We start from the raw sequence: 19411 nt of genomic DNA, 5'->3' as shown, positions 1-19411 counted from the left end.
GCGGCGGCTCCTCGAGCGGGGCGGGCGGCGCCCCGGGAGCCCGGACGCGCGACGCGCGTCCGGGCCGCCCAGGGTGCGCCTACGGGTTCACTTCTTGTCGGCGCCGAGCTCGACGCCCTTGGCGATCGCGGCCGAGACGAGGGCGTCCTGGCCCATGACGTCGATCGCCTTGTCGTGCATGCGGATGACGCTCTCGAGCTGCCCCTCGTCGAGGCTGTCGAAGGACGAGCTCGCCGAGACGCTGATCGAGCTGACCGAGGAGAAGCACCCGCTCGTACAGGCGGAGCTCAGCGGGACGGCCTGAAGCGTCTCGTTGCTCTTCTCGCTGATCTTCTTGAGGGTGAGCTCGAGACGCTGCACGCCGGCCTTCGTGTCGACGACGTCGGTCGTCTGCGTCTCGATCATCGACTCGGTATTCTGGATGGTGAGCATGGCAATCTCCTTACAGACGTTGACTACGTATCGACGCGCGCGGTCGCTCGCGAGGATTCGCGAACGACCGCGCGCGCCCTCTCGGATGCGCTCCGAAGAGTCCTTGAGGTCCAAGGCGGCATGTCGCCTGTGACACCCCGCGATCGTCGAGCCGGACAGCGAGCGTGCCTTCCGGCGCCGCGTCAGCCCCGAACCTCGCGGTCCTTCAAGCAACCCGCATGCCGCGGGGCCCGAGCTCACGACCGCAGCCCGGGACCGGCGGAGCGCCGGCCAGGGCGCGGGCGGCATCCCCGGGATGCGGCCCTCGATGCGCAACTACGCGCGCAAGTGAGCAAGGTTTCGCTCAACATGCGCAGGCAGGTCTCCGAGGGCGCCTCGGGGACGGGGAGCGCGTATCGTTCCCGCGAGGCACCGAAGCACGATGCGAAAAGACCGGCTCGCCCTCTCTCTCCTGCAGATCGCGCTGCTCGCGGCGTGCGTGCAGCGCCTTGACCCGGCCGGCGGCGCAGGGACGGACGCCGGGCCCGCGTTCCCGTGCCCGCCGGGCGCGGTGGAGACCGACGCGGGCTGCGAGCCGGCGGGGGTCCCGCCCGGGCGGTGCGGGAGCGGCTTCACGCCCGATGGAGCGCAGGGCTGCGTGCCCGTCCTGCCGGCCGAGGCGGGCCCGCCAGGTCAGATGGCCGTCCCCGGCGAGGCGGCGTGGCGTGAGGTCGCTCCGTGCGGGGCGGGCCCGTGGGGCGGCGCGCCGATCGATGAGACGACCGAGTTCGTCGACGCGGCCTACGCCGGGGCGGACAGCGACGGCACGGAGGCCAGACCGTGGACGACGATCCAGGACGCGATCGACCGCGCGGCCGAGGGCGCCCTGATCGCGATCGCGGAGGGCAGCTACGCCGAAGAGCTGCTGATCTCAGGGCAGCCCGTGCGGCTCTGGGGCCGGTGCCCCGCGCGCGTCGAGATCGTCGGGCCGCCCGAGGCGATCGCCGTCCAGGTCGACAGGGGCGCGAGCGCCACGGAGATCCACGACCTCGCTGTCCGCGGGCAGGGCATGGGCCTCGGTGTGGCGAACGCGCGCGATGTCCTGATCGAGCGGGTCTGGATCCACGACACCGGCGATGTCGGCGTCCTCGCCGCAGGCCTTCAGTCCGAAACGAGCCTGACCGTGCGCGGGGCGCTCGTGGAGCACACGACGGGCGCGGGCATGGTCGTGGCGGACGCCGCCGTGACGCTGGAGGGCACGGTCCTGCGCGATATCGATCTCGCCGCCGGGGACCGGGGGCACCCGTTCTACGGCCATGCGATCGCGATGCAGGTCGAGTCGTTCGAGCGCCGCGCGAGCGTGACGGCGCGATCCGTCGTCATCGAGCGGGTCGGGGGGCTCGGGTTCAGGTTCTCCGGGGCGGACGGCGTCATCGAGGACAGCGTCGTCCGCGACGTCGCCTGGCTCGCGGCGGAGCTGCCGGGCACCGGGCTCGCGGCGACCCATATCCCGGACTTCGATCCCGGGACCCTCACGGTCCGGGGCAGCGTCCTGGAGCGGAACCACACCGCCGCGATCGCGATGATCGGCGCGGAGGCGACCATCGAGGCGACGGTCGTGCGCGACACGGGTCTGGTGCTGACGGAGGGCGATCCGGGCCACGGCATGGGCCTCTACACCGAGCCGAGCCGCGTCGACGGCCGCCCCGCCCGCGTGGCGCTGCGGCACGTCCTCGTCGAGCGGAGCCGCGAGAGGGGGGTCGTCATCAACGGCTCCGACGTCGAGATCGACGGCCTCCTCGTGCGGGAGATCCTCCCCGGCGCGCCGGACTACGGCGCGGGGCTCGAGATCGCGCACGATCGACGGCGCGCGAGCGCCCAGGTGCGCGGCAGCGCGGTGGAGGGCAGCTACGGGATGGGGATCGCCGTCTTCGGGGCCGACGCGACCCTGGACTCGACCGTGGTGCGCGACACGAGGCCGCTGCCGTCGAACGAGGAAGTCGGCCGGGGCGTCAATGTCCAGTCGCTGCCCGACCTCGGCGAGCGCGCGAGCGCGCACCTGCGCAACGTCCTTATCGAGTCGAGCAGGGACGGCGGCCTCTTCCTCAGCGACTCGGACGCGACCGTCGACTCGACCACGATCACGGACACCCTGGGGCGCACGCGCGACGGCGCGAACGGCTACGGCTACGGCATCATCGCCTACAACAACGAGACGGGTCAGGCGGACGCCCTCGTCCGGGACAGCGTGATCGAGCGGAGCACCGCGGCCGGCATCTACAACGTCGGCGCGACGGTGCGGCTCGCGTCGACGACCTTCACGTGCGAGCCGCTCGACCTCGTGAGGTACGTCGATGAGCGCTCCCCGGCGGTCTACGAGGATCTGGGCGGGAACGTCTGTGGCTGCGATGGCCGCACCATCGACTGCAAGGCGGAGCCGACGCGCCTCGAGCCCCCCCGCGCGCTGCCGCTGCCTCCGCCGCTGCCCGAAAGCGAGGACTGAGACTCCGCGAAAGCTCGTTCAGGCGTGGCGCGTCGGCGCCGCAATGCTCGCTGGTCTCGAGCTTGCATGAGCAGGAGCAGCGAGCATCGCATCGCCCAGGTTGCCGACGAGGAGCGGGATGGTCTGCTCGCGTCGCACGGGGCGATCCTTGAAAGAAGGGGACTACGCCATGTTCTCGAGCCAGCACTTCAGCCGATCGGTTTCCATCATGTCAGCACGGGAGGGACGGCGTGGTGCGCGCACGCTGGGATTGATGCTCACGGCGCTGAGCCTCACGGGCACCGCGTTTGCCCTGCCCCCCTTGCCGCCGCCCGGCGAGGGCGGGCCGGTGCTCGACCCAGTCGATCCCTCGACACAACCGCCCGCGGCACCTTCCGGTGTCAGCATCGGCACGCGCACAGCGACGACGGTGGCGCTGTCCTTCCGCGATTCTTCGCCCTACGAAACGGGCTATCAACTGCAGCGGCGCGGCGGGGGCTCGACCAGCTGGGTAACGCGGCGCAGCTTGAGCGCCCTGAGCTCTGGCGCGACAGCCAGTTTCACCGATTCGGGCCTCACCCCGGATACGTCCTATTGCTACCGTGTGCGCGCGTACAACCAGTACGGCCAGCGCTTCTCGCCGGAGCGCTGCGTGTTCTCGCGCGACGGCCGGGGGTTTCGAGTCTGGCGGGCGCAGCTCGAGGTGCGCGTGGCCGATCGCAGCGACGCCAACACGGATGACGCGGTGTTCGCGCGCCTGAACGGCGGCGCCGTGCCGTCCGGCAACATCACGTACATGGACTACGGGCGTGACGACTTCGAACGCGGCAGCACGTTCACGTACGACCTGAACCTCGACTCCATCGACGACATCGGGGACATCACGCAGATCACCCTGTCCAAGGAGGGCGATGACGCTCTCTGCGTGCAGGGCTTCTCGCTCCTGGTGAACGGCATGGAGGTCTTCGATCGCGACTTCGGGTCTGCCTCCAGCTGCCACTGGCTCGACACCGACGGCGGCCATTCCCCGACGCTCACCGTCACCCATGCGGAGCTACGCGCCCATCCGGCCTGGGCGGGCTACAATCACACCGCCGCCCAGTTTCTGCTGGCGTTCGGCATCCCCAACGAGGAGCTGGTGAGCCGGGTCGAGGCCCTGGTCGGTGACTCGCTGCACGGGGAGGATCTGTACTGGGGCAACCTGTACGGCCCTGCGGTGGAGATCACCCGCGGCTGCCCAGCGAGCGAAGCCGAGTGCACGACGGCCCACGTCGACCTCGATCTGGCCTACAGCACATGGCTGCCCGACCCCGAGGTGGACGTCGATTTCGATCTGGATTTCGTTTGCGCTGACGGCGCGCTCAGCATCGTCACGAGCAACCTCGAGGTCGATGCGGACTCCGATTGGTACTATGAGGTCCTGGGTCTCGGCCTGCTCGAGATACTGGATTACAAGGTTCGGCGCGGCGTGGAGGCAGCCTGGGAGGAGATCTCGCAGACGCTCGACGTCGGCGCGGAGTGCCGCGTCAACGTGACACCCGAGGGCGGCCTCTCGATCGAGGCCGTGCCGAAGTCGGGCGGGCCCCGCGTGCGACCGGGGCTCGGGGTCTTCGAGGGCGCCGTCAATTCACGGGTCGTGCGCCCCTGATGCAGCTCGCGCCAGCGCGGGACGCCCGCCACGCGAGATCGCCCCTCGCCCCGCTCACCTGTCGATCTCGGGCGCCACGACGTCGAAGCTCGCGATGAGCGCCACGAGGTCGGCCAGGAACAGGCCGGGGCTCTTGGCCTCGATCATCGCCATCGCGGTGAAGCTCCCCGTCCGGAAGCGCGCCCGGTACGCCTCCTCCGCGCCGCGCCCGATGACATAACAGCCCATGTCGCCGCGGGCGCTCTCGATGCGAGCGTACGCCTCCCCGTCGGGCCGCATCTTCTTCGGCAGCTTGCCCAGGATGTCGTCCTCCGGGTGCTCGTCGATCTTGTCGAGCGCCTGGCGGAGGATCTTCGCCGACTCGCGGCACTCCTCGACGCGGACGTAGAACCGGTCCCAGCAGTCTCCCACGGCCCCGTAGCGCCCGCGCCCCACGGGCACGTCGAACTCGAGCTCGGGGTAGACCGAATAGGCGTCCTCCTTGCGGAGATCCCATTTCACGCCGGATGCGCGCAGGTTGGGGCCGACGAGCCCCCAGTCCTTCGCCTCCTCGGCCGTGACCACGGCGACGTTGGCGAGGCGCTTGATGAAGATGTCGTTCAGGCTGATGAGCCGGTCGAACTCGACCATGATCGGCTCGAAGCGGTCGAGCCAGTGCCTCACCTTGTCGGCCCACCCCTTCGGCATGTCGAACGACACGCCGCCGATGCGGTGGTAATTGAAGGTGAGCCGCGCGCCGCACAGCTCCTCGATGAAGTCGTTGATGTACTCCCGCTCTCGCAGCGCCCACGGGAAGGGCGTGACCGCGCCGACGTCCATCGCCATCGCGCCGAGCGCGATCATGTGGCTCCCGATCCGGTTGAGCTCGCAGGAGATGACGCGGAGGTACCGCGCCCGCTTCGGCACCTCGATGCCCATCAGCTTCTCGCAGGCGCTCGCCCAGGCCTCGTTGGCGAACATCGCGGCGATGTAGTCGACGCGATCCGTGTACGGCATGAAGCCGCTGTACGTGCAGCGCTCGCCGATCTTCTCGATGCTCCGGTGCAGGTAGCCGACGTCCGGCACCGCCTTCCGGATGATCTCGCCGTCCGTCGAGATGACGAAGCGGAGCACGCCGTGGGTCGACGGGTGATGAGGCCCCATGTTGAGGGTCATCTCGTCTTCCATCTCGGCGCCCGGCTCCGCGCCCCCGCGGTCGACGCTGAAGATGACCTGGCTCATGACGCCTCCGCGTCCTTCTTCGGGAGCTTGATCTTGAAGAGCTCGACGGGGTTCGGCCGCTGCGTCGGGATGCCGCGGTACTCGGCCTTCTCCTGCCAGTCCTTGCGGAGGGGGTGCCCCTCCCAGTCGTCGGGCAGGAGCAGGCGGCGGAGGTCCGGGTGCCCCTCGAAGCGCACGCCGAGCAGGTCGAAGCACTCGCGCTCCTGCCAGTTCGCCGCCGACCACACGTCGACGAGCGTCGACACCGCCGGGCTCTCCCGGTCGAGGAACACCTTGAGGACGACCCGGTGCTTCTTCGCGTACGAGTAGATGTGATAGACGACGGCGATCTTCTCGAGATCGGGATAGTCGACCCCGGTGATGCACTCCAGGTAATCGAAATCGAGCTCCGGCGCCTCGCGCAGGAGCCGGCACACGGGCTCGATCTTCGCGGGCGCGACCTTCAGCCAGGCGTCGCGATCCTTCGGGGACACGGGGTGGAAGTCGAAGACCGCGTCTTCGCCGAGCTTCGCCTGGAGCGCCTGGAAGATAGCTTCGGGTGACATGGGAGATCCGGGAGGTGTCGAGGGGAGAGGGCTCAACCGCCCGTCGCGCCGCGGCGGCCGAGGGCCCGCTCGCTCTTGATCTTCTCCTGGATCTTGAGGAGCCCTTCGAGCAGCGCCTCGGGGCGCGGGGGGCAGCCGGGCACGTAGACGTCGACCGGGATGATCTGATCCACGCCCTTGCAGACCGAGTAGGCGTACTGGAAGAGGCCCCCGCAGTTCGAGCAGCTGCCCATCGAGATGACGAAGCGCGGCTCCGACATCTGGTCATAGAGGCGCCTCACGCGGGTCGCCATCTTGTACGTCAGCGTCCCCGCGATGATGAACAGGTCGCTCGACCGGGGGCTCGGCCGCGGCGCGGCCCCGAAGCGCTCGAGATCGCCGCGGGGGCCGCCGGTCTGCATGAGCTCGATGGCGCAGCAGGCCAGGCCGAAGAGCATGTACCAGACGCTGTTCGACCGGCCCCAGTTGAGCAGCCAGTTGACGGTCTGATCGACGCTCGTCGTGATGACGCCGCCGCCGTCGCTCTCGTACTTCGCTTCCCACCCGCGGGGCGGGGCCATCAGGTTCAGGTTCGATGTCATGACTCCGCACCTCCCTCGGCGACCGCCGCCTGACCCGGGAGGCCCGCCGGCGCGCCTTCGCCCGCGCCCGCGAGCGGCGTGTGCGGCCGAGCCCGGCTGCTCACGTTCTGAGCCCCGCGCGGATCCCCCTTGATGGATCGGATCCAGTTGAAATCGCCCTTCACCCAGACATAGGCGAAGCCGAGCATCAGGATGGCCACGAAGAGGAAGATCTCGATCAGCGCGAAGAGCCCGCTGCCCTGGTCCACCCAGCGCTTGAACACGGCCGCGACCGGGTAGATGAACGCTATCTCGACGTCGAAGATGATGTAGACGAGCGCGATGATGTAAAAACGCGGGTTGAAGTTGAACCACGCGGGCCCGACAGGCGCTTCGCCGCACTCGTACGTCTCGACCTTCTCGGCGTACATGTTGTTCGGGCGCAGCAGCTTCCCGAACAGCAGAGAGCCGAGCATGAAGCCGATCGCCACCAGAAAGAACGCGGCAACGCTGGCGTAGGCCATCAACATCGGGCGGAACCTCGCTCGGCCCGCCCCCCTCGTTTCAGGCGAGAGGGGTCGGATCCAGGGGTGATTATGTAGGTGAAAAGCTGAACCGCGGCAAGCCGGCAGACCCCGGTCTCGCCGGCGCTGCTGCTCGGGATCGACAGGACGCGCCGAGCTGAGATATCGCTCGGGCGTGGGTCTCGTGGACGTGACGGTGCTCGCGGCCGTGCAGGGGGCGGCGCAGGCGCTGCCCATCTCGGCGACCGGGCATGGCGCGGCGGCCCGGCTCTGGCTCCGCGCGGCCGACGGCGACGCCTGGGTCGCCGCCGCGCAGGCGCTCGCGACGGCGGCGGCCTCCGCCCTCCGCGCCCTCGCCGAGCGGCGGCGCGTCGGCGCGCTCTCGTTGTGGGTCGTCCGCCTCGGCCTCGCGATGGTGGCCTACGCGCGCGCGCTGCCCGGCCTCGCCTGAGCGCCCCGCGGCGGCCGCACCGCAACCGTGCGACCCTCTTCGCCGTCCAAGCCGCACGTTCAAACCGCGGAGAAGCGCCGATGACCCCGACCGACCCCTCCCTCCATGTCCTGATCCTCGCCGGCGGCGCGGGCACACGCTTCTGGCCGGCGTCGCGCGCCGCGCGCCCGAAGCAGCTCTTGCCGCTGCTCGGCGGCGAGCCGCTCCTCGCCGCGACGGCGCGCCGCGTGCTCCCGCTGTGCGCCCGCGCGGGCTGGGAGCGCGTCTGGATCGCGACCGGCGAGCACCTGGTCGCGCCTACCCGCGCGGCGCTGCCCGAGGTGTCCGAGCGGCGCCTGCTGGTCGAGCCAGCGCCGCGCAACACGGCGCCGTGCATCGGCTGGGCGGCCGCCACCATCGCGCGCGACGACCCCGAGGCGGTCGTCGTCGTGCTCCCGAGCGACCACCACATCGCCGACGTGCCGCGGTTCCACGAGGCGCTGGGGGCCGCCGTCGCCTCGGCCCAGGGCGGCGCGATCACGACGATCGGCGTCCGCCCGACGCACCCGGAGACGGGCTTCGGCTACATCGAGGTGGAGGCGTCCGCCGGGGCGGAGGGCGCGGCGCCCACGGAGCCCCGCCGCGTGCGGCGCTTCGTCGAGAAGCCGAGCCGCGAGCGCGCCGCGGAGTTCGTGGCGAGCGGCCGCTTCCTCTGGAACGCGGGGATGTTCATCTTCCGCGCGGGCGACATGCTGGCCGCGATCCGCGCCCACCTGCCGGCGCTCGCCGCGGGGCTCGACGAGATCGACCGCGCCGCCGCGCTGGGCCCGGGCGCCGAGGCGGAGGCCGTCCTGCGGGTGTTCCCGGGCCTGCCGGCCGTCAGCGTCGATCACGGCGTGATGGAGCACGTCGCCGGGCTCGCCGTGGTGCCAGGCGACTTCGGCTGGAGCGACGTGGGCAGCTGGCAGAGCGCCTGGGAGCTCGCCGACAAGGACGAGCGAGGCAACTGCGCGCCCGCGGGGTCGGTGCTGGTCGACGCGCACGGAAACCACGTGGTCGATCTGCGCGCGCGCGTTGCGCCCGACGATCGCCGGGTGATCGCGCTCGTCGGCGTGGAGGGCCTCGTGGTGGTCGAGACCGACGACGCGCTGCTCATCGTGCCGCGCGATCGGGCCCAGGAGGTGAAGCACGCGGTCGACGCGCTGAAGGCGCGAGGGCAGGGCCGGCATACGTGACCAAGCGGCGCGCCTCTTCGGAGCAGTGAGAGGAGAGAAAAAACGCAAAGGCGCAAAGACGCCAAGGCGCAAAAAGACACATGAGAGACAGCGTCTGCTGCTCACCAGGACGCTTCTCCGTCAATCTCTTCTCTTTTTTGCGTCTTTGCGCCTTGGCGCCTTTGCGTTTTTTCTCGCTCTACTCGCGCGGCTCCCCCCGCCGCGCCACCGCCCGCGCGTAGATCTCGCGCCGCGGTAGCCCGAGCTCCACCGACAGCTCCTCGGCGATGTGCTTCGCCCGCCTCCCCTGGGCGAGCTCCCGATCGATGCGCGCGTCGAGCTCCTCGTCGCTCGGGCGCGCGCCCTCCGCGGCCGGCGCCGCGGGCGCGAGCACGAGCGTGATCTCCCCGAGCCACTCGCGCTCGATCGCCGCGAGCTCCTGCACGCTGCCGCTCAGGATCTCCTCGTGCACCTTCGTCAGCTCGCGCGCGACGACGGCGCGCCGCCCGGGCATCCGCTCGGCGAGCTCGGCGAGCGTCTCGCGGAAGCGCCGCGGCGACTCGAACAGCACCACCGCCTCCGGCGTCGACGTGACGAGGGCCAGCGCCTCGCGCCGCTCGCGCCCGCCGCGGGGCAGGAACCCGACGAAGCGGAAGCCCCCCGTCACCAGCCCCGACGCGCTCACCGCCACCATCACCGCGCTCGGCCCGGGGATCGCCACGACGCGCGCCCCGGCCTCCGTGGCCGCGCGCACGAGCGCCGTCCCCGGATCGCTCACGACCGGCGTGCCGGCGTCGGTCATGAAGGCGATCGACTCGCCCGCCGCGAGCCGCGCGGCCGCGCGCGCCGCGTCCGCCTCCGAGGCGTGCGCGTCGAACCGGTCGACCGGCTTGCCCGAGACGCCGAGGTGGCCGAGGAGCGCCCGGGCCCGCCGCGTGTCCTCCGCGAGGATCCGGTCCGCCCCGCGCAGCGTCTCGACCGCGCGCAGCGTGATGTCGCCGAGGTTGCCGATCGGCGTCGCCACCACGTAGAGGCACCCGCGATCGCTCGACCCGCCCTGCTCGCCGCCGCTCGACACGGCCTAGTCCATCTCGACGGCGTCGCCGAGCTCCTCCTGGAGGTACGTCCGCAGCTTGGACTGGAGCCGCGCCTCGAGCTGGCGCACGCGCTCGCGCGAGATGCCGAACTCGTTGCCGAGCTCCTGGAGCGTGAGCGGGTCCTCCGCGGCCATGCGCTTGTCGAAGATGATCACGTCCTTGCCCTTCAGCGTCTCGCGGAACTTCGAGAGCCGATCGTGGACGAGCCTGCCCATCTCGCGCGCCTCGAACGCGATGTCCGGGCTCGCCCCCGACGACACGAGCAGCTCGACGCGCGGGATCGTCCGGCCCTCGAGATCGCCGACCGGGGCGTCGAGCGAGGCCTCGCCGCTCGAGAGGCGGCGGTCCATGTCGACGACCTCCTTCTCCTCGACCGACAGGCGCTTCGCGATCTCCGCCGCCGTGGGCTCGATGCCCATCGCCGAGAGCTTCGCCTTCTCCTTGTTGAGGTTGAAGAAGAGCTTCCGCTGCGCCTGCGTCGTGCCGAGCTTCACGAGGCGCCAGTTGTTGAGGATGAAGCGGAGGATGTACGCGCGGATCCACCAGGCCGCGTACGAGGAGAGCTTCACGCCGCGGTACGGGTCGTAGCGCTTCACGGCCTGCATCAGGCCGATGTTCCCCTCCTGGATGAGGTCCATGATGTTCTTGTAGGCGCGCCGGTACTCGTACGCGAGCTTGACCACGAGCCGCAGGTTCGCCGTCACGAGCCGCGCGGCGGTCGCGACGTCCTGCGTCTTCGTGTACTTGATCGTCAGCTCCTTCTCCTCGTCCGGCGTGAGCAGCGCGTGGCGCTGCACCTCGCGCAGGTAGGCCTGCAGCGGGTCCGTGCGCGACAGCGCGACGTCGCCGCCGCCGCGGCCCTCGCCGCCGCTGACCCGCGCGGACTTCGGGAGCTCGACGTCGTTCAGATCGACGCCCGCGTCGTCGATCACCTCGCCGACGACCTCCACGACGTCGCCCTCGTCGACGTCGCCCGTCCTCGCGCCGCCGCTCTCGGGCGCGCCGTCCGCCTCGTCGTCGTCCTCGCGCGGGCCCTCGTCGTCGCTCGCCGCGGGCTGCGCTTCGCCGCCGCGCGCGGGCCCGCCGTCCTTCGCGGCGGAGCGCGCGCGGCGCTTCGCGGCGGGCCGGGGGGCCGCGTCCGAGCCGGGCCGGGGGGCCGCGCCGTCATCCTCCGCTCCGGCCTGGAGCCCCGCCTTCGCCACCCCGTCGGGCTGGGGCGCTCCGGTCCCCTTCGTTCGCTTCGTTCGCGGCTCGCTCTTGCTCTTCGCCACCCGGACCTCGTCCTCGAAGTTCTAGTACAGCCCCGCCGCACCGCGCCACCTGCGCCGGCGCGCAGGCGCTTCGCGATCCGCAGGCTACCCGCTCCGCGATCCGCAGGTAAGGAAGAGAGCGCGCGAGATCGGAGAACGTGCTACACGCCAGCCTCCTCCACGTGGACTCGCACCGCCCTCCGCGCCCGCGCTCGCTGCGCCCCTGGTACCTGGTGGCCACCATGCTGCTCACCTGGCTCATCGGCGTGCGCGGCTTCATGGCCGGGTGCGGGACGGCCATGTACCTGCGCGCCGGCATGGCCCCCGACGTCATGGCCGTGGCCGAGCAAGCGCGCGACCAGGGCGATCCGTTCCAGTTCACGTTCCTCGTGCTCGAGGCCGCGCAGGCGCGCGCGCTGAGCCTGTACCAGGACGTCACCTTCCCCCTCAGCATCGGGAAGCTGCTCCTCGGCGGGCTGCTCGTCGTCGCGAGCGGGCTGGCGCTCGGCGGGCGGCCCGGCACGCGCGGCTTCGTCCTCCAGGTCCTCGTCGCCAACCTGGCCTTCGCCGCGCTCGAGTACGCGCTCACGCGGGGCGTCCGCGGCGCCTGGATCGACATGGTGGCGCAGGCCGGGGCGCTCCTTCCGCCGGACATCCCCGAGCGCGCGGGCCTCACGAACACCGGCCTCTGGTGGACCGCCGAGCGGGTGCGCTTCGTGATCTTCGAGCTGGCCGCCCTCGGCTCGGCCGCGGTGGCGCTGACGCGGGAGCGCACCAAGGTGTACTTCCAGGCGGTCGCCCGGGCGGTCGACCCCGGCGACGAGCCATGAGCACCGCGGAGAGGATCGCCGGCGCGGATCCTCGATCGACGCTCACGCAGGCGCAGGCCGAAGAGCGGAAGGTCGCCATCCTCCCGGACGACCTCGCCAACCAGATCGCGGCGGGCGAGGTGGTCGAGCGGCCGGCGAGCGTCGTGAAGGAGCTCGTCGAGAACGCGCTCGACGCGGGCGCGCGCCGCATCCGCATCGACATCGAGGGGGGCGGCGTCGGCCTGGTGCGCGTCGCGGACGACGGGCGCGGGATGAGCCGCGAGGACGCCTCCCTCGCGGTGCTCCGCCACGCCACGAGCAAGATCGCCCGGCTCGACGACCTCCGCAGCATCCAGAGCTTCGGCTTCCGCGGCGAGGCGCTCCCGAGCATCGCCTCGGTGAGCCGCTTCTCGCTGCGGACGCGGCGCGACGGCGAGTCCGAGGGGACGGAGATCCGGATCGAGGGCGGCGGCGCGGCGCAGGCCATCCCCTGCGGGTGCGCCGCCGGCACCGTGGTCGAGGTGCGCGATCTCTTCTTCAACGTCCCCGCGCGGCGCAAGTTCCTGCGCGCCGTCGGCACGGAGTCGGCGCACGTGTCCGAGATCGCGCAGGCGGTCGCGCTCGGCGAGCCGGGCGTGACGCTGGTCCTCTCGCGCGACGGGCGCGTCGCGCGGGAGTGGCTGCGCACCTCGAGCCGCGCGGAGCGGGCGCGCGCGATGCTCGCGGGCGAGGAGCTCGCGACGTGCGCGGGCCAGCGGGGGCCGCTCACGGTCGAGGCGTTCGTGTCGCGGCCGGAGCGCGCCCGCTCGGGCGCCAGCTGGCTGTGGATGTTCGTGAACGGCCGGCACGTTCGCGACCGCTCGCTGGCGCGCTCGATCGCGCTCGCCTACGGCAGCGTCCTCGAGCCGGGCCGGTACCCCATCGGCGCGGTGTTCATCGATCTGCCCGCCGAGCTCGTGGACGTGAACGTCCACCCCCAGAAGGCCGAGGTCCGCTTCGCCGACGGCCGCGCCGTCGCCGACGCGCTCTACAAGATCGTCGCCGCGCAGGTGGCCGCGGCGTTCGGCCTGCCCGCGCCGGCCCCCGGCGGCTTCCAGGGCCGCAAGGGCAAGCTCTTCGAGGACGCGGCGTCCCCGCCCGGAGACGCCTGGGTCTGGTCGAGCGGCCCCGCGGCGGAGGCGCCCGCGGCGGGCGCATCGACGCCCGCGGCGGGCGCATCGGGCGAGCGGCAGGCGCCGCCGGCCGATCCGTGGGGCCTCGGCGGCGACCTCGGCGGGGTCCCGCCGGCGCGCCCGCACGCCGCGCCGGCCGGGCCGGCCGCGCCGGCGCAGCTCGGCGCGTGGGCCGACATCGCTGCGCTCGATTTCCCGGCACGCGGCGGGCCGGGCGAGCCGCCCGCGCCCGCGCCGGGGTCGCCGCCCGTCCCCTACCCGGATCTACCGGCGCACGGCGGGCCGGTGCTCGCCGCGGCCGAGCGCGTTGTCGCCTGGGGGTCGCTGCGCTTCCTCGCCCAGGTGCGCAACACCTTCTTCGTGTGCGAGGGGCCGGACGGCATCTACTTCCTCGATCAGCACGCGGCGGCGGAGCGCGTGACGTTCCACCGCCTGCGCGCGTCGTACGACGGGCGCGACGTCGCCACGCAGAAGCTGCTCTTCCCCGTGATCGTCCAGGCGGCCCCCGCGGAGGTGGCGCTCGTCGAGGAGGCGCAGGAGGCGATCGCGCGGCTCGGGCTCGACGTGCGCCCGGCGGGCGCGGCGCAGCTCGCGGTGCACGCGGTGCCGACGCTGCTCCGCCGCGCGGCGCCCGAGCGCCTCGTGCGCGACCTCGTGGACGAGCTCAGCCACTCGGGCGAGCGCGCCTTCTCGGGCGCTGTCGACCTCGCGCTCGCGACGATGGCCTGCCACGGCTCGGTGCGCGCGGGCGACCCGGTGGCGCCGGAGGAGGCGCGGGCGCTGCTCACGGCGCTCGACGAGGTCGACTTCGCCGGCCACTGCCCGCACGGTCGGCCCATCGTGATGCGCGTCGGCTGGCCGGAGCTGGAGCACCGCGTGGGGAGGCGGTGAGCGAGGCGGCGCTCGAGCTCGCCCCGGACGCCGGCGCGGCCGCGCCGCCGTCGTGGGAGGCGATCGCGCCGCCGGCGCCGGGTGAGCTGCTCGTCGTGGTCGGCCCGACGGCGAGCGGCAAGACCGAGCTCGCCATCCGGCTCGCGGAGCGGTTCGGCGGCGAGGTGGTGAGCGCCGACAGCGTGCAGATCTACCGGGAGTTCGACCTCGGCTCCGGGAAGCCGACGCTCGCCGAGCGCGCGCGCGCGGCGCACCACCTGGTCGACGCGGTCGATCCGCTCCAGGCGATCGACGCCCAGCGCTTCGCGGAGCTCGCGGAGGCGGCGATCGACGACATCCGCGACCGCGGCCGGGTCCCCGTCGTCTGCGGCGGCACGTTCCTCTGGGTGAAGGCGCTCGTCCTCGGCCTGTCGCCCGCGCCGCCCGCCGATCCCGAGGCGCGCGCGCGCCACCGCGCGATCGCCGACGCCGAGGGGCGCGCCGCGCTCCACGCGCGCCTCGCCGCCGTGGATCCGGAGAGCGCGGCCCGCCTCGCGCCCAACGACCTCGTGCGGGTCAGCCGGGCGCTCGAGATCTACGAGCGCTCGGGCCGGACGCAGAGCGCGTGGCACGCGGAGCACGGCTTCCGGGAGCGCCGGCACGCCGCGCGCCTGCTCGCGGTGCACCGGGACCGCGCCGAGCTCGACCGCCGCATCGAGGCCCGCGTCGCCGGGTGGCTGGAGCAGGGCTGGGTGGAGGAGGTCCGCTCGCTCCTCTCCCGCGGCCACGGCGACGCGCGGGCGATGGGCTCCGTCGGCTACCGGCAGGTGCGCGAGCACCTGGAAGGGCGCCTGCCGGCCGACGAGCTCGCGCCGGCCATCGTGCGCGCCACGCGCACCTTCGTGCGCCGGCAGCGCACGTGGTTGAGGGACCAGGCGGTCGCGTACGTCGCGCTGCCATGATCCAGAAACAATAACAAATACAATAGTTTACACCAGAACCACCCGCCGGCGGGTGGTGCTGTCATTTGCCCAGAGAGGGTTCACATGAAGGCGGTAAGGCGGGAAGATCATTGATGATTTTCTTCCCGCCTTACCGCCTTCATGTTCAAATGACAGCACTACCCGCCGGCGAGGCGCCGCGGGCGCCGCTCATGCGCGCTCTTCGCCGGTCCCGCCGCCGCCGCGGCGCCTGCCCGTTCCAGCCGGGGGCATGCGCCACCGGACCTCGCCGTCGCAGCGCGGGCAGGCCGCGGTGGACGGCCGCGCCTCCTGGGCAAACGCGACGCGCCCGCAGTGCGAGCAGACGGTCATGTGGCGCTGATAGATGTCCGGGCCCGAGAGGATCGCCGCGGCGAAGAGGCTGAGCACGACGTCGCTCAGGAAGTCGCTCTCGCGCGGCGCCGGCAGCCAGCCGGATCGGTCGCCCACCACGGTCCAGCGGACGCGCGCGCTGTACAGCGCTGCACGGAGAAACCTGCCGTCGGGGTCCGGCGCCACGAAGTCGAGCAGCGCGCTCCCCACGCGCCGGCGCGCGCGCCCGGTGAGCGCCGCGACCGCCTCGGGCCGCTCGTCCAGCTCGCCGAGCGCCACGGTCTCCGCGCCCGGCTCGCGCACCGCGCGCGGGGGCCTCATCCACCCCGGAGCGATCACGTGATTGTCGAGCCACGCCCTGAGCTCATGGGGCTCCCAGGGGCGGTTCGTCACCTGCATGAAATGGAGCGCCCCGGCCAGGCTCGGGCTCGCGAGCATGCGCCCGCGCAGGGCGACGAACGATCGGGCCCTCCCGGCATCGGCGCGCGCGCTCCACCCGAGCCTCCTGCTCCGGCTCGCGAGGTCCGTCGGCGCGGCGCCGGGCATCGGGATCTTCAGGGAATTGCTCATGAGTTCCATGGGGTCTTCCGCCCCGCTGTGCGCCGCGGGGAGCGGCCGGCGAGCCGGCGATGTGCGACGCGGTAAGCGCCCGGCGTGCCAGCCGCCGCGGAGGCCCGGATCTCCTCGCGCGCGCGGGCGGCGCGCGCAGATACGGCATGTTCGCGCGCCCGCCGGCGGCGCCGCTGAGGCCTCGAAACCGCCGTCCGCCGAGCGCGGTTGCGGGGTCCAAGCATCAGGGGGCCACCAGCGCGTCATCGACACCGCAGCTCGTCGGGCTTCATGGGCTCACCCCGGCGGCGCGGGCGCGCGCGGCCGATGGCGCGCCGCTCCGGGTCGACAGCCTCGCTCGGACGATGTCGAACCCCAGAGGGCGAGGGGGCGGGGCCCTTCTCGCCATTTTACGTCCATGCTAACCGCATCTCCCCTCCGGCCAGGAACGGCTCGAGAGGGCTCACCACGGAGCACGGCGCCTCCTGCTCCACGCGCCGAAAGGACGACCATGACGCGAGAGTTGAGTGACGTGCAGGCGATCCAGAATGTCGTTGTCCGGATCGCCCACCACATCGATAAGCGGCGCTGGACCGAGCTCCGCGGCCTCTATGCCGACGTCGTGGTGGCCGATTTCACGTCGGTCTTCGGGGGCGAGCCGCAGGAGCAGAAGACGGACGATCTGCTGGCGGGCTGGAGCAAGTTTCACGACGCGATCGACGCATCACAGCATTTCCTCGGCCCCCTGGACATCGAGGTGAAAGGAGAGCACGCCACCGTGGAGTGCCATGTCCGCGCCCACCATCGGTTCGCGCGCGCGCCGGGCGGCGAGGACTGGCTGGTCGCGGGCCACTACCGCTATGAGCTCGCCAGGCACGCAGGCGGCTGGAAAGTCTCCAAGGTCAGGTTCGAGATATCGTACCAGACCGGCAACACGAGCATGTTCGAGGAAGCGCTCAGGTAGGCCCGCCGCGGGTCACCGCGGGTGGGGCGGCGCGATCGCCAGGCCGAGCGCGTGCGCCGCGCGCAGGGCCGCGACGCGGAGGTGGCCGTCCGGCAGGCGCTCGCGCCCCGCGACGAGCTCGATCAGCGGCACCCACGAGAGCCGCCGAGCGGCATCGGACCCCGGCGCGAGGCCGGGCGCGGCGGCAGCCGAGGCGGGCGCGCCGGCCGAGGCAGGCGCCGCGGTGACCACGAAGGCGAGCGGCTGGACCAGCTCCGGGGTCAGCCCTGCCGAAGGGCGGTAGGCCCCTCCGAGCTCGACGGCCGCCCCCACCCGAAGGCCGTACTCGGCCTGCAGCCGCTCGCGCACGAACGCCTCGGCGGCCGCCAGCGCGCTCACGCTGCGCGGCAGCCGCCACGCCGGCGCGACCAGGATGCCGCTGTCGCCCGAGAAGCTCTGGGCGGCCGGCAGATCGTGATCGTCCACGCCGAGCACGACCTCCCCCGACGGCGCCCGCGCGAGCAGCGCCGTCGAGACCGTGAGCACCCCGAGCGGCCGAGGCACCACGTACTCCAGCTCCCGCGCGGCCACCACGCCGCCGTCTGCGGTCAGCTCCTCGAAGCGCGCCCGCCGCACCTCGAGGAACCCCGCGCTGGCGCCCGGGTCCACCCGCGAGAACCTCCGGCGGCTCGGGCGCCCGAGCAGCGCGGCGAGCGACGTCGGCTGCACGGCGGCGCCCGCGCCGGCCGCCGCGAGCGGGATCTCGTCGCCGATCCACGGCCCGAACGGCAGGCCGAAGCGCGCCAGGAGGTCGTAGACGTTCAGCTCGAGCCGCGCGTCGGGCAGGCCGCCGACCTGCGCGGCGCGGAGGAGCTGGCGCGCCTCGATGGCGCGGATGCGCCCCGAGGTGCCGAACCCCGACACGTTCTCCGAGGGCGCGTTCACGAACGTGGGCTCGACCTCCACCAGCATCGAGCGCACCTCTTCGAGGATGCCGCCCGGCGACGGGTAGTACGTCGTGCCCGGGATCATGCGCTGGATCGCCGCCGCCCGCACCCCGGCCGCCCGCTCCAGCGCATGCTCGACCGTGTGCCCGACAGGGAACTCGGTCTGCACGACCGCGATCGGCTCGGCCAGATAGTCCGCCGGCCCGCTGCCGTCGAGGGGCGGCGTCTCCTCGCGGCAGGCGCGCGCGATCGGCCGCGGATAGCTTGTCCGCGCCAGCACATACGCCGTCTCACCCGCGAAGAAGAACGGCACGATGTCCAGCGTGGGGTGCGGCCGCGCCGCCAGGTCGAACACCTGCCCTGTCGCCCGATCCTGGTGGTGCTCGATCCGCAAGAACTGCCGGGCGCTCTCCGCGGGCGCGAGCCGGAACGCGACCCCTTGACCGGCCTTCACCTTCTCTCCGACGATCAGGTAGTTGGTCGGCGGATGAGGCAGTCGGGCGCCCGTGGCGTCCCGGAGCTCGAAGCGACCGGCGAACCTGTTCCGCACGATCCAGGGGTTGCGCAGCGGCGTCGACGACAGCACGCGCAGGCCGAGCCGGGCGAAGAGCGCCTCGAACTGCGCTTGAGAGAAATAGGTGTACTCCTCCTTGACCTCGGCTTCCCAGTCAGCGCGGTAATCCTTCCTCAACACGAACTCGGCAGCATGCTTGTGGGCGAGCCGGTACCGGCGCCACCCCGGGCGCGGCGCGGGGAGCGCGCCGGACGGCTCGCGCGGGGCGCGCGCCAGCGGGAACCCCGGCTCCGGCGAGAGCGCGCGAAACTCGCCCGCGAACCGCTCGAGCAGCGCCGCCGTCGAGGCGCCGCGGGGATCGCGGCCGTCGTCGCCGTCGTCGGCGGGCACGTCCAGAAACACCGTCTCCGGCCCGGGATCGACGAAGTCCCTCACCACGAGCACCCCGCCCGGCGAGAGCTGCTCCACCTGCGCCGCGAGCGCTTCCGCGGCGTTCGCGTGGCGGTAGCCCCCGTACGAGGTGACGTGGTGGAGCACCGACGAGTCGAAGATCCCGTCGAGGCTCTCGGGCGGGAATACCGTCCTGGCGATGTCGCCCAGCTGAAAGCCCAGGTTCGGGTGCTGATGAGCGCGGCGCGCGAGCTCGACGACCGTCGGATCGATGTCGACGCCGATGACCTCGAGGCGCGGGTAGAGCTGGGCCAGCGCGGCGCTGCCCTGCCCCGAGCCCATGCCCATGTCGGCGACGCGGCCCTCGCACAGGAGGTGCGCTGCCGTGAGCGCGACCTTCTGGCGCATCGACGCGTCCATCGCGGACAGGTACCGCGCGTACGCGGACAGGTCGTCCCGCCGTTGATCTGCCTCGTACCCCGCCGGCGCGCGCGTCGTCATGGTGACGAGTGTACGCCGGGC

The 19411-nt window shown here is 72.5% G+C and carries 17 protein-coding genes; 8 read left to right on the top strand and 9 right to left on the bottom strand.

Annotated features, from left to right (window positions below):
* Positions 1 to 87: 87 nt before the first annotated feature.
* Positions 88 to 432 (bottom strand): hypothetical protein, encoded by a 345-nt coding sequence (locus WMF27_RS45820; RefSeq protein WP_437943681.1) that lies wholly within the window; start codon positions 430 to 432, stop codon positions 88 to 90.
* A gap of 421 nt (positions 433 to 853) precedes the next feature.
* On the opposite strand from WMF27_RS45820, the gene WMF27_RS45815 reads away from it, so the two are divergent.
* The gene (locus WMF27_RS45815; protein WP_437943680.1) at positions 854 to 2914 is read left to right on the top strand and encodes a hypothetical protein; all 2061 of its coding nucleotides are present in this window, start codon (positions 854 to 856) and stop codon (positions 2912 to 2914) included.
* A 169-nt stretch (positions 2915 to 3083) separates the two neighbouring features.
* Entirely contained in the window at positions 3084 to 4541 is a 1458-nt protein-coding gene (locus tag WMF27_RS45810) for a fibronectin type III domain-containing protein (protein WP_437943679.1), read from the top strand.
* A gap of 54 nt (positions 4542 to 4595) precedes the next feature.
* On the opposite strand, the gene WMF27_RS45805 is transcribed toward WMF27_RS45810, so the two are convergent.
* Genes WMF27_RS45805 through WMF27_RS45790 form a run of 4 tightly spaced genes read right to left on the bottom strand, consistent with a single transcriptional unit; the run spans position 4596 to position 7397 of the window.
* The gene (locus WMF27_RS45805) at positions 4596 to 5762 is read right to left on the bottom strand and encodes an NADH-quinone oxidoreductase subunit D (protein ID WP_437943678.1); all 1167 of its coding nucleotides are present in this window, start codon (positions 5760 to 5762) and stop codon (positions 4596 to 4598) included.
* On the bottom strand, positions 5759 to 6307 hold the full coding sequence (locus WMF27_RS45800) for an NADH-quinone oxidoreductase subunit C (RefSeq protein ID WP_437762572.1): 549 nt from the start codon (positions 6305 to 6307) through the stop codon (positions 5759 to 5761). Before WMF27_RS45800 ends, WMF27_RS45805 begins: the two co-directional genes overlap by 4 nt.
* Before the next feature lie 32 nt (positions 6308 to 6339).
* A complete protein-coding gene (gene nuoB, locus WMF27_RS45795) occupies positions 6340 to 6888 on the bottom strand; it encodes an NADH-quinone oxidoreductase subunit NuoB (RefSeq protein WP_437278754.1) in 549 nt (182 codons plus the stop codon).
* On the bottom strand, positions 6885 to 7397 hold the full coding sequence (locus tag WMF27_RS45790) for an NADH-quinone oxidoreductase subunit A (protein ID WP_437762573.1): 513 nt from the start codon (positions 7395 to 7397) through the stop codon (positions 6885 to 6887). Before WMF27_RS45790 ends, nuoB begins: the two co-directional genes overlap by 4 nt.
* A 169-nt stretch (positions 7398 to 7566) precedes the next feature.
* On the opposite strand from WMF27_RS45790, the gene WMF27_RS45785 reads away from it, so the two are divergent.
* Both WMF27_RS45785 and WMF27_RS45780 read left to right on the top strand, forming a co-directional pair.
* The gene (locus WMF27_RS45785) at positions 7567 to 7842 is read left to right on the top strand and encodes a hypothetical protein (protein WP_437943677.1); all 276 of its coding nucleotides are present in this window, start codon (positions 7567 to 7569) and stop codon (positions 7840 to 7842) included.
* 80 nt (positions 7843 to 7922) lie between these two features.
* A complete protein-coding gene (locus WMF27_RS45780; RefSeq protein WP_437762575.1) occupies positions 7923 to 9056 on the top strand; it encodes a mannose-1-phosphate guanylyltransferase in 1134 nt (377 codons plus the stop codon).
* A 178-nt stretch (positions 9057 to 9234) separates the two neighbouring features.
* Here the strand turns inward: WMF27_RS45780 and rsmI are convergent, their stop codons facing one another.
* Both rsmI and WMF27_RS45770 read right to left on the bottom strand, forming a co-directional pair.
* Complete coding sequence (rsmI, locus tag WMF27_RS45775) at positions 9235 to 10113, bottom strand: 16S rRNA (cytidine(1402)-2'-O)-methyltransferase (protein WP_437762576.1); 879 nt, start codon at positions 10111 to 10113, stop codon at positions 9235 to 9237.
* A gap of 3 nt (positions 10114 to 10116) precedes the next feature.
* Positions 10117 to 11403: an RNA polymerase factor sigma-32 gene (locus WMF27_RS45770; RefSeq protein ID WP_437943676.1), complete on the bottom strand. Its 1287-nt coding sequence runs from the start codon at positions 11401 to 11403 to the stop codon at positions 10117 to 10119.
* A gap of 137 nt (positions 11404 to 11540) precedes the next feature.
* On the opposite strand from WMF27_RS45770, the gene WMF27_RS45765 reads away from it, so the two are divergent.
* From WMF27_RS45765 to miaA, 3 genes are all read left to right on the top strand, one after another.
* The gene (locus WMF27_RS45765) at positions 11541 to 12212 is read left to right on the top strand and encodes a hypothetical protein (RefSeq protein ID WP_437943675.1); all 672 of its coding nucleotides are present in this window, start codon (positions 11541 to 11543) and stop codon (positions 12210 to 12212) included.
* Positions 12209 to 14254 (top strand): DNA mismatch repair endonuclease MutL, encoded by a 2046-nt coding sequence (gene mutL, locus WMF27_RS45760; protein ID WP_437943674.1) that lies wholly within the window; start codon positions 12209 to 12211, stop codon positions 14252 to 14254. Before WMF27_RS45765 ends, mutL begins: the two co-directional genes overlap by 4 nt.
* A gap of 62 nt (positions 14255 to 14316) precedes the next feature.
* Complete coding sequence (gene miaA, locus WMF27_RS45755) at positions 14317 to 15195, top strand: tRNA (adenosine(37)-N6)-dimethylallyltransferase MiaA (protein ID WP_437944563.1); 879 nt, start codon at positions 14317 to 14319, stop codon at positions 15193 to 15195.
* A 189-nt stretch (positions 15196 to 15384) separates the two neighbouring features.
* Here miaA and WMF27_RS45750 read toward each other — a convergent pair whose 3' ends face one another.
* On the bottom strand, positions 15385 to 16116 hold the full coding sequence (locus WMF27_RS45750) for a hypothetical protein (RefSeq protein ID WP_437762580.1): 732 nt from the start codon (positions 16114 to 16116) through the stop codon (positions 15385 to 15387).
* A gap of 490 nt (positions 16117 to 16606) precedes the next feature.
* Between WMF27_RS45750 and WMF27_RS45745 the strand changes: the two genes are divergently transcribed.
* A complete protein-coding gene (locus WMF27_RS45745; RefSeq protein WP_437762581.1) occupies positions 16607 to 17059 on the top strand; it encodes a nuclear transport factor 2 family protein in 453 nt (150 codons plus the stop codon).
* A 12-nt stretch (positions 17060 to 17071) separates the two neighbouring features.
* On the opposite strand, the gene WMF27_RS45740 is transcribed toward WMF27_RS45745, so the two are convergent.
* Positions 17072 to 19390 (bottom strand): methyltransferase domain-containing protein, encoded by a 2319-nt coding sequence (locus WMF27_RS45740; protein WP_437762582.1) that lies wholly within the window; start codon positions 19388 to 19390, stop codon positions 17072 to 17074.
* Positions 19391 to 19411: the final 21 nt, after the last annotated feature.

The sequence above is a fragment of the Sorangium sp. So ce281 genome (assembly GCF_051527395.1).
Taxonomy (GTDB): domain Bacteria; phylum Myxococcota_A; class Polyangia; order Polyangiales; family Polyangiaceae; genus Sorangium; species Sorangium cellulosum_B.
This window is presented reverse-complemented; position numbering and strand designations above follow the sequence as displayed.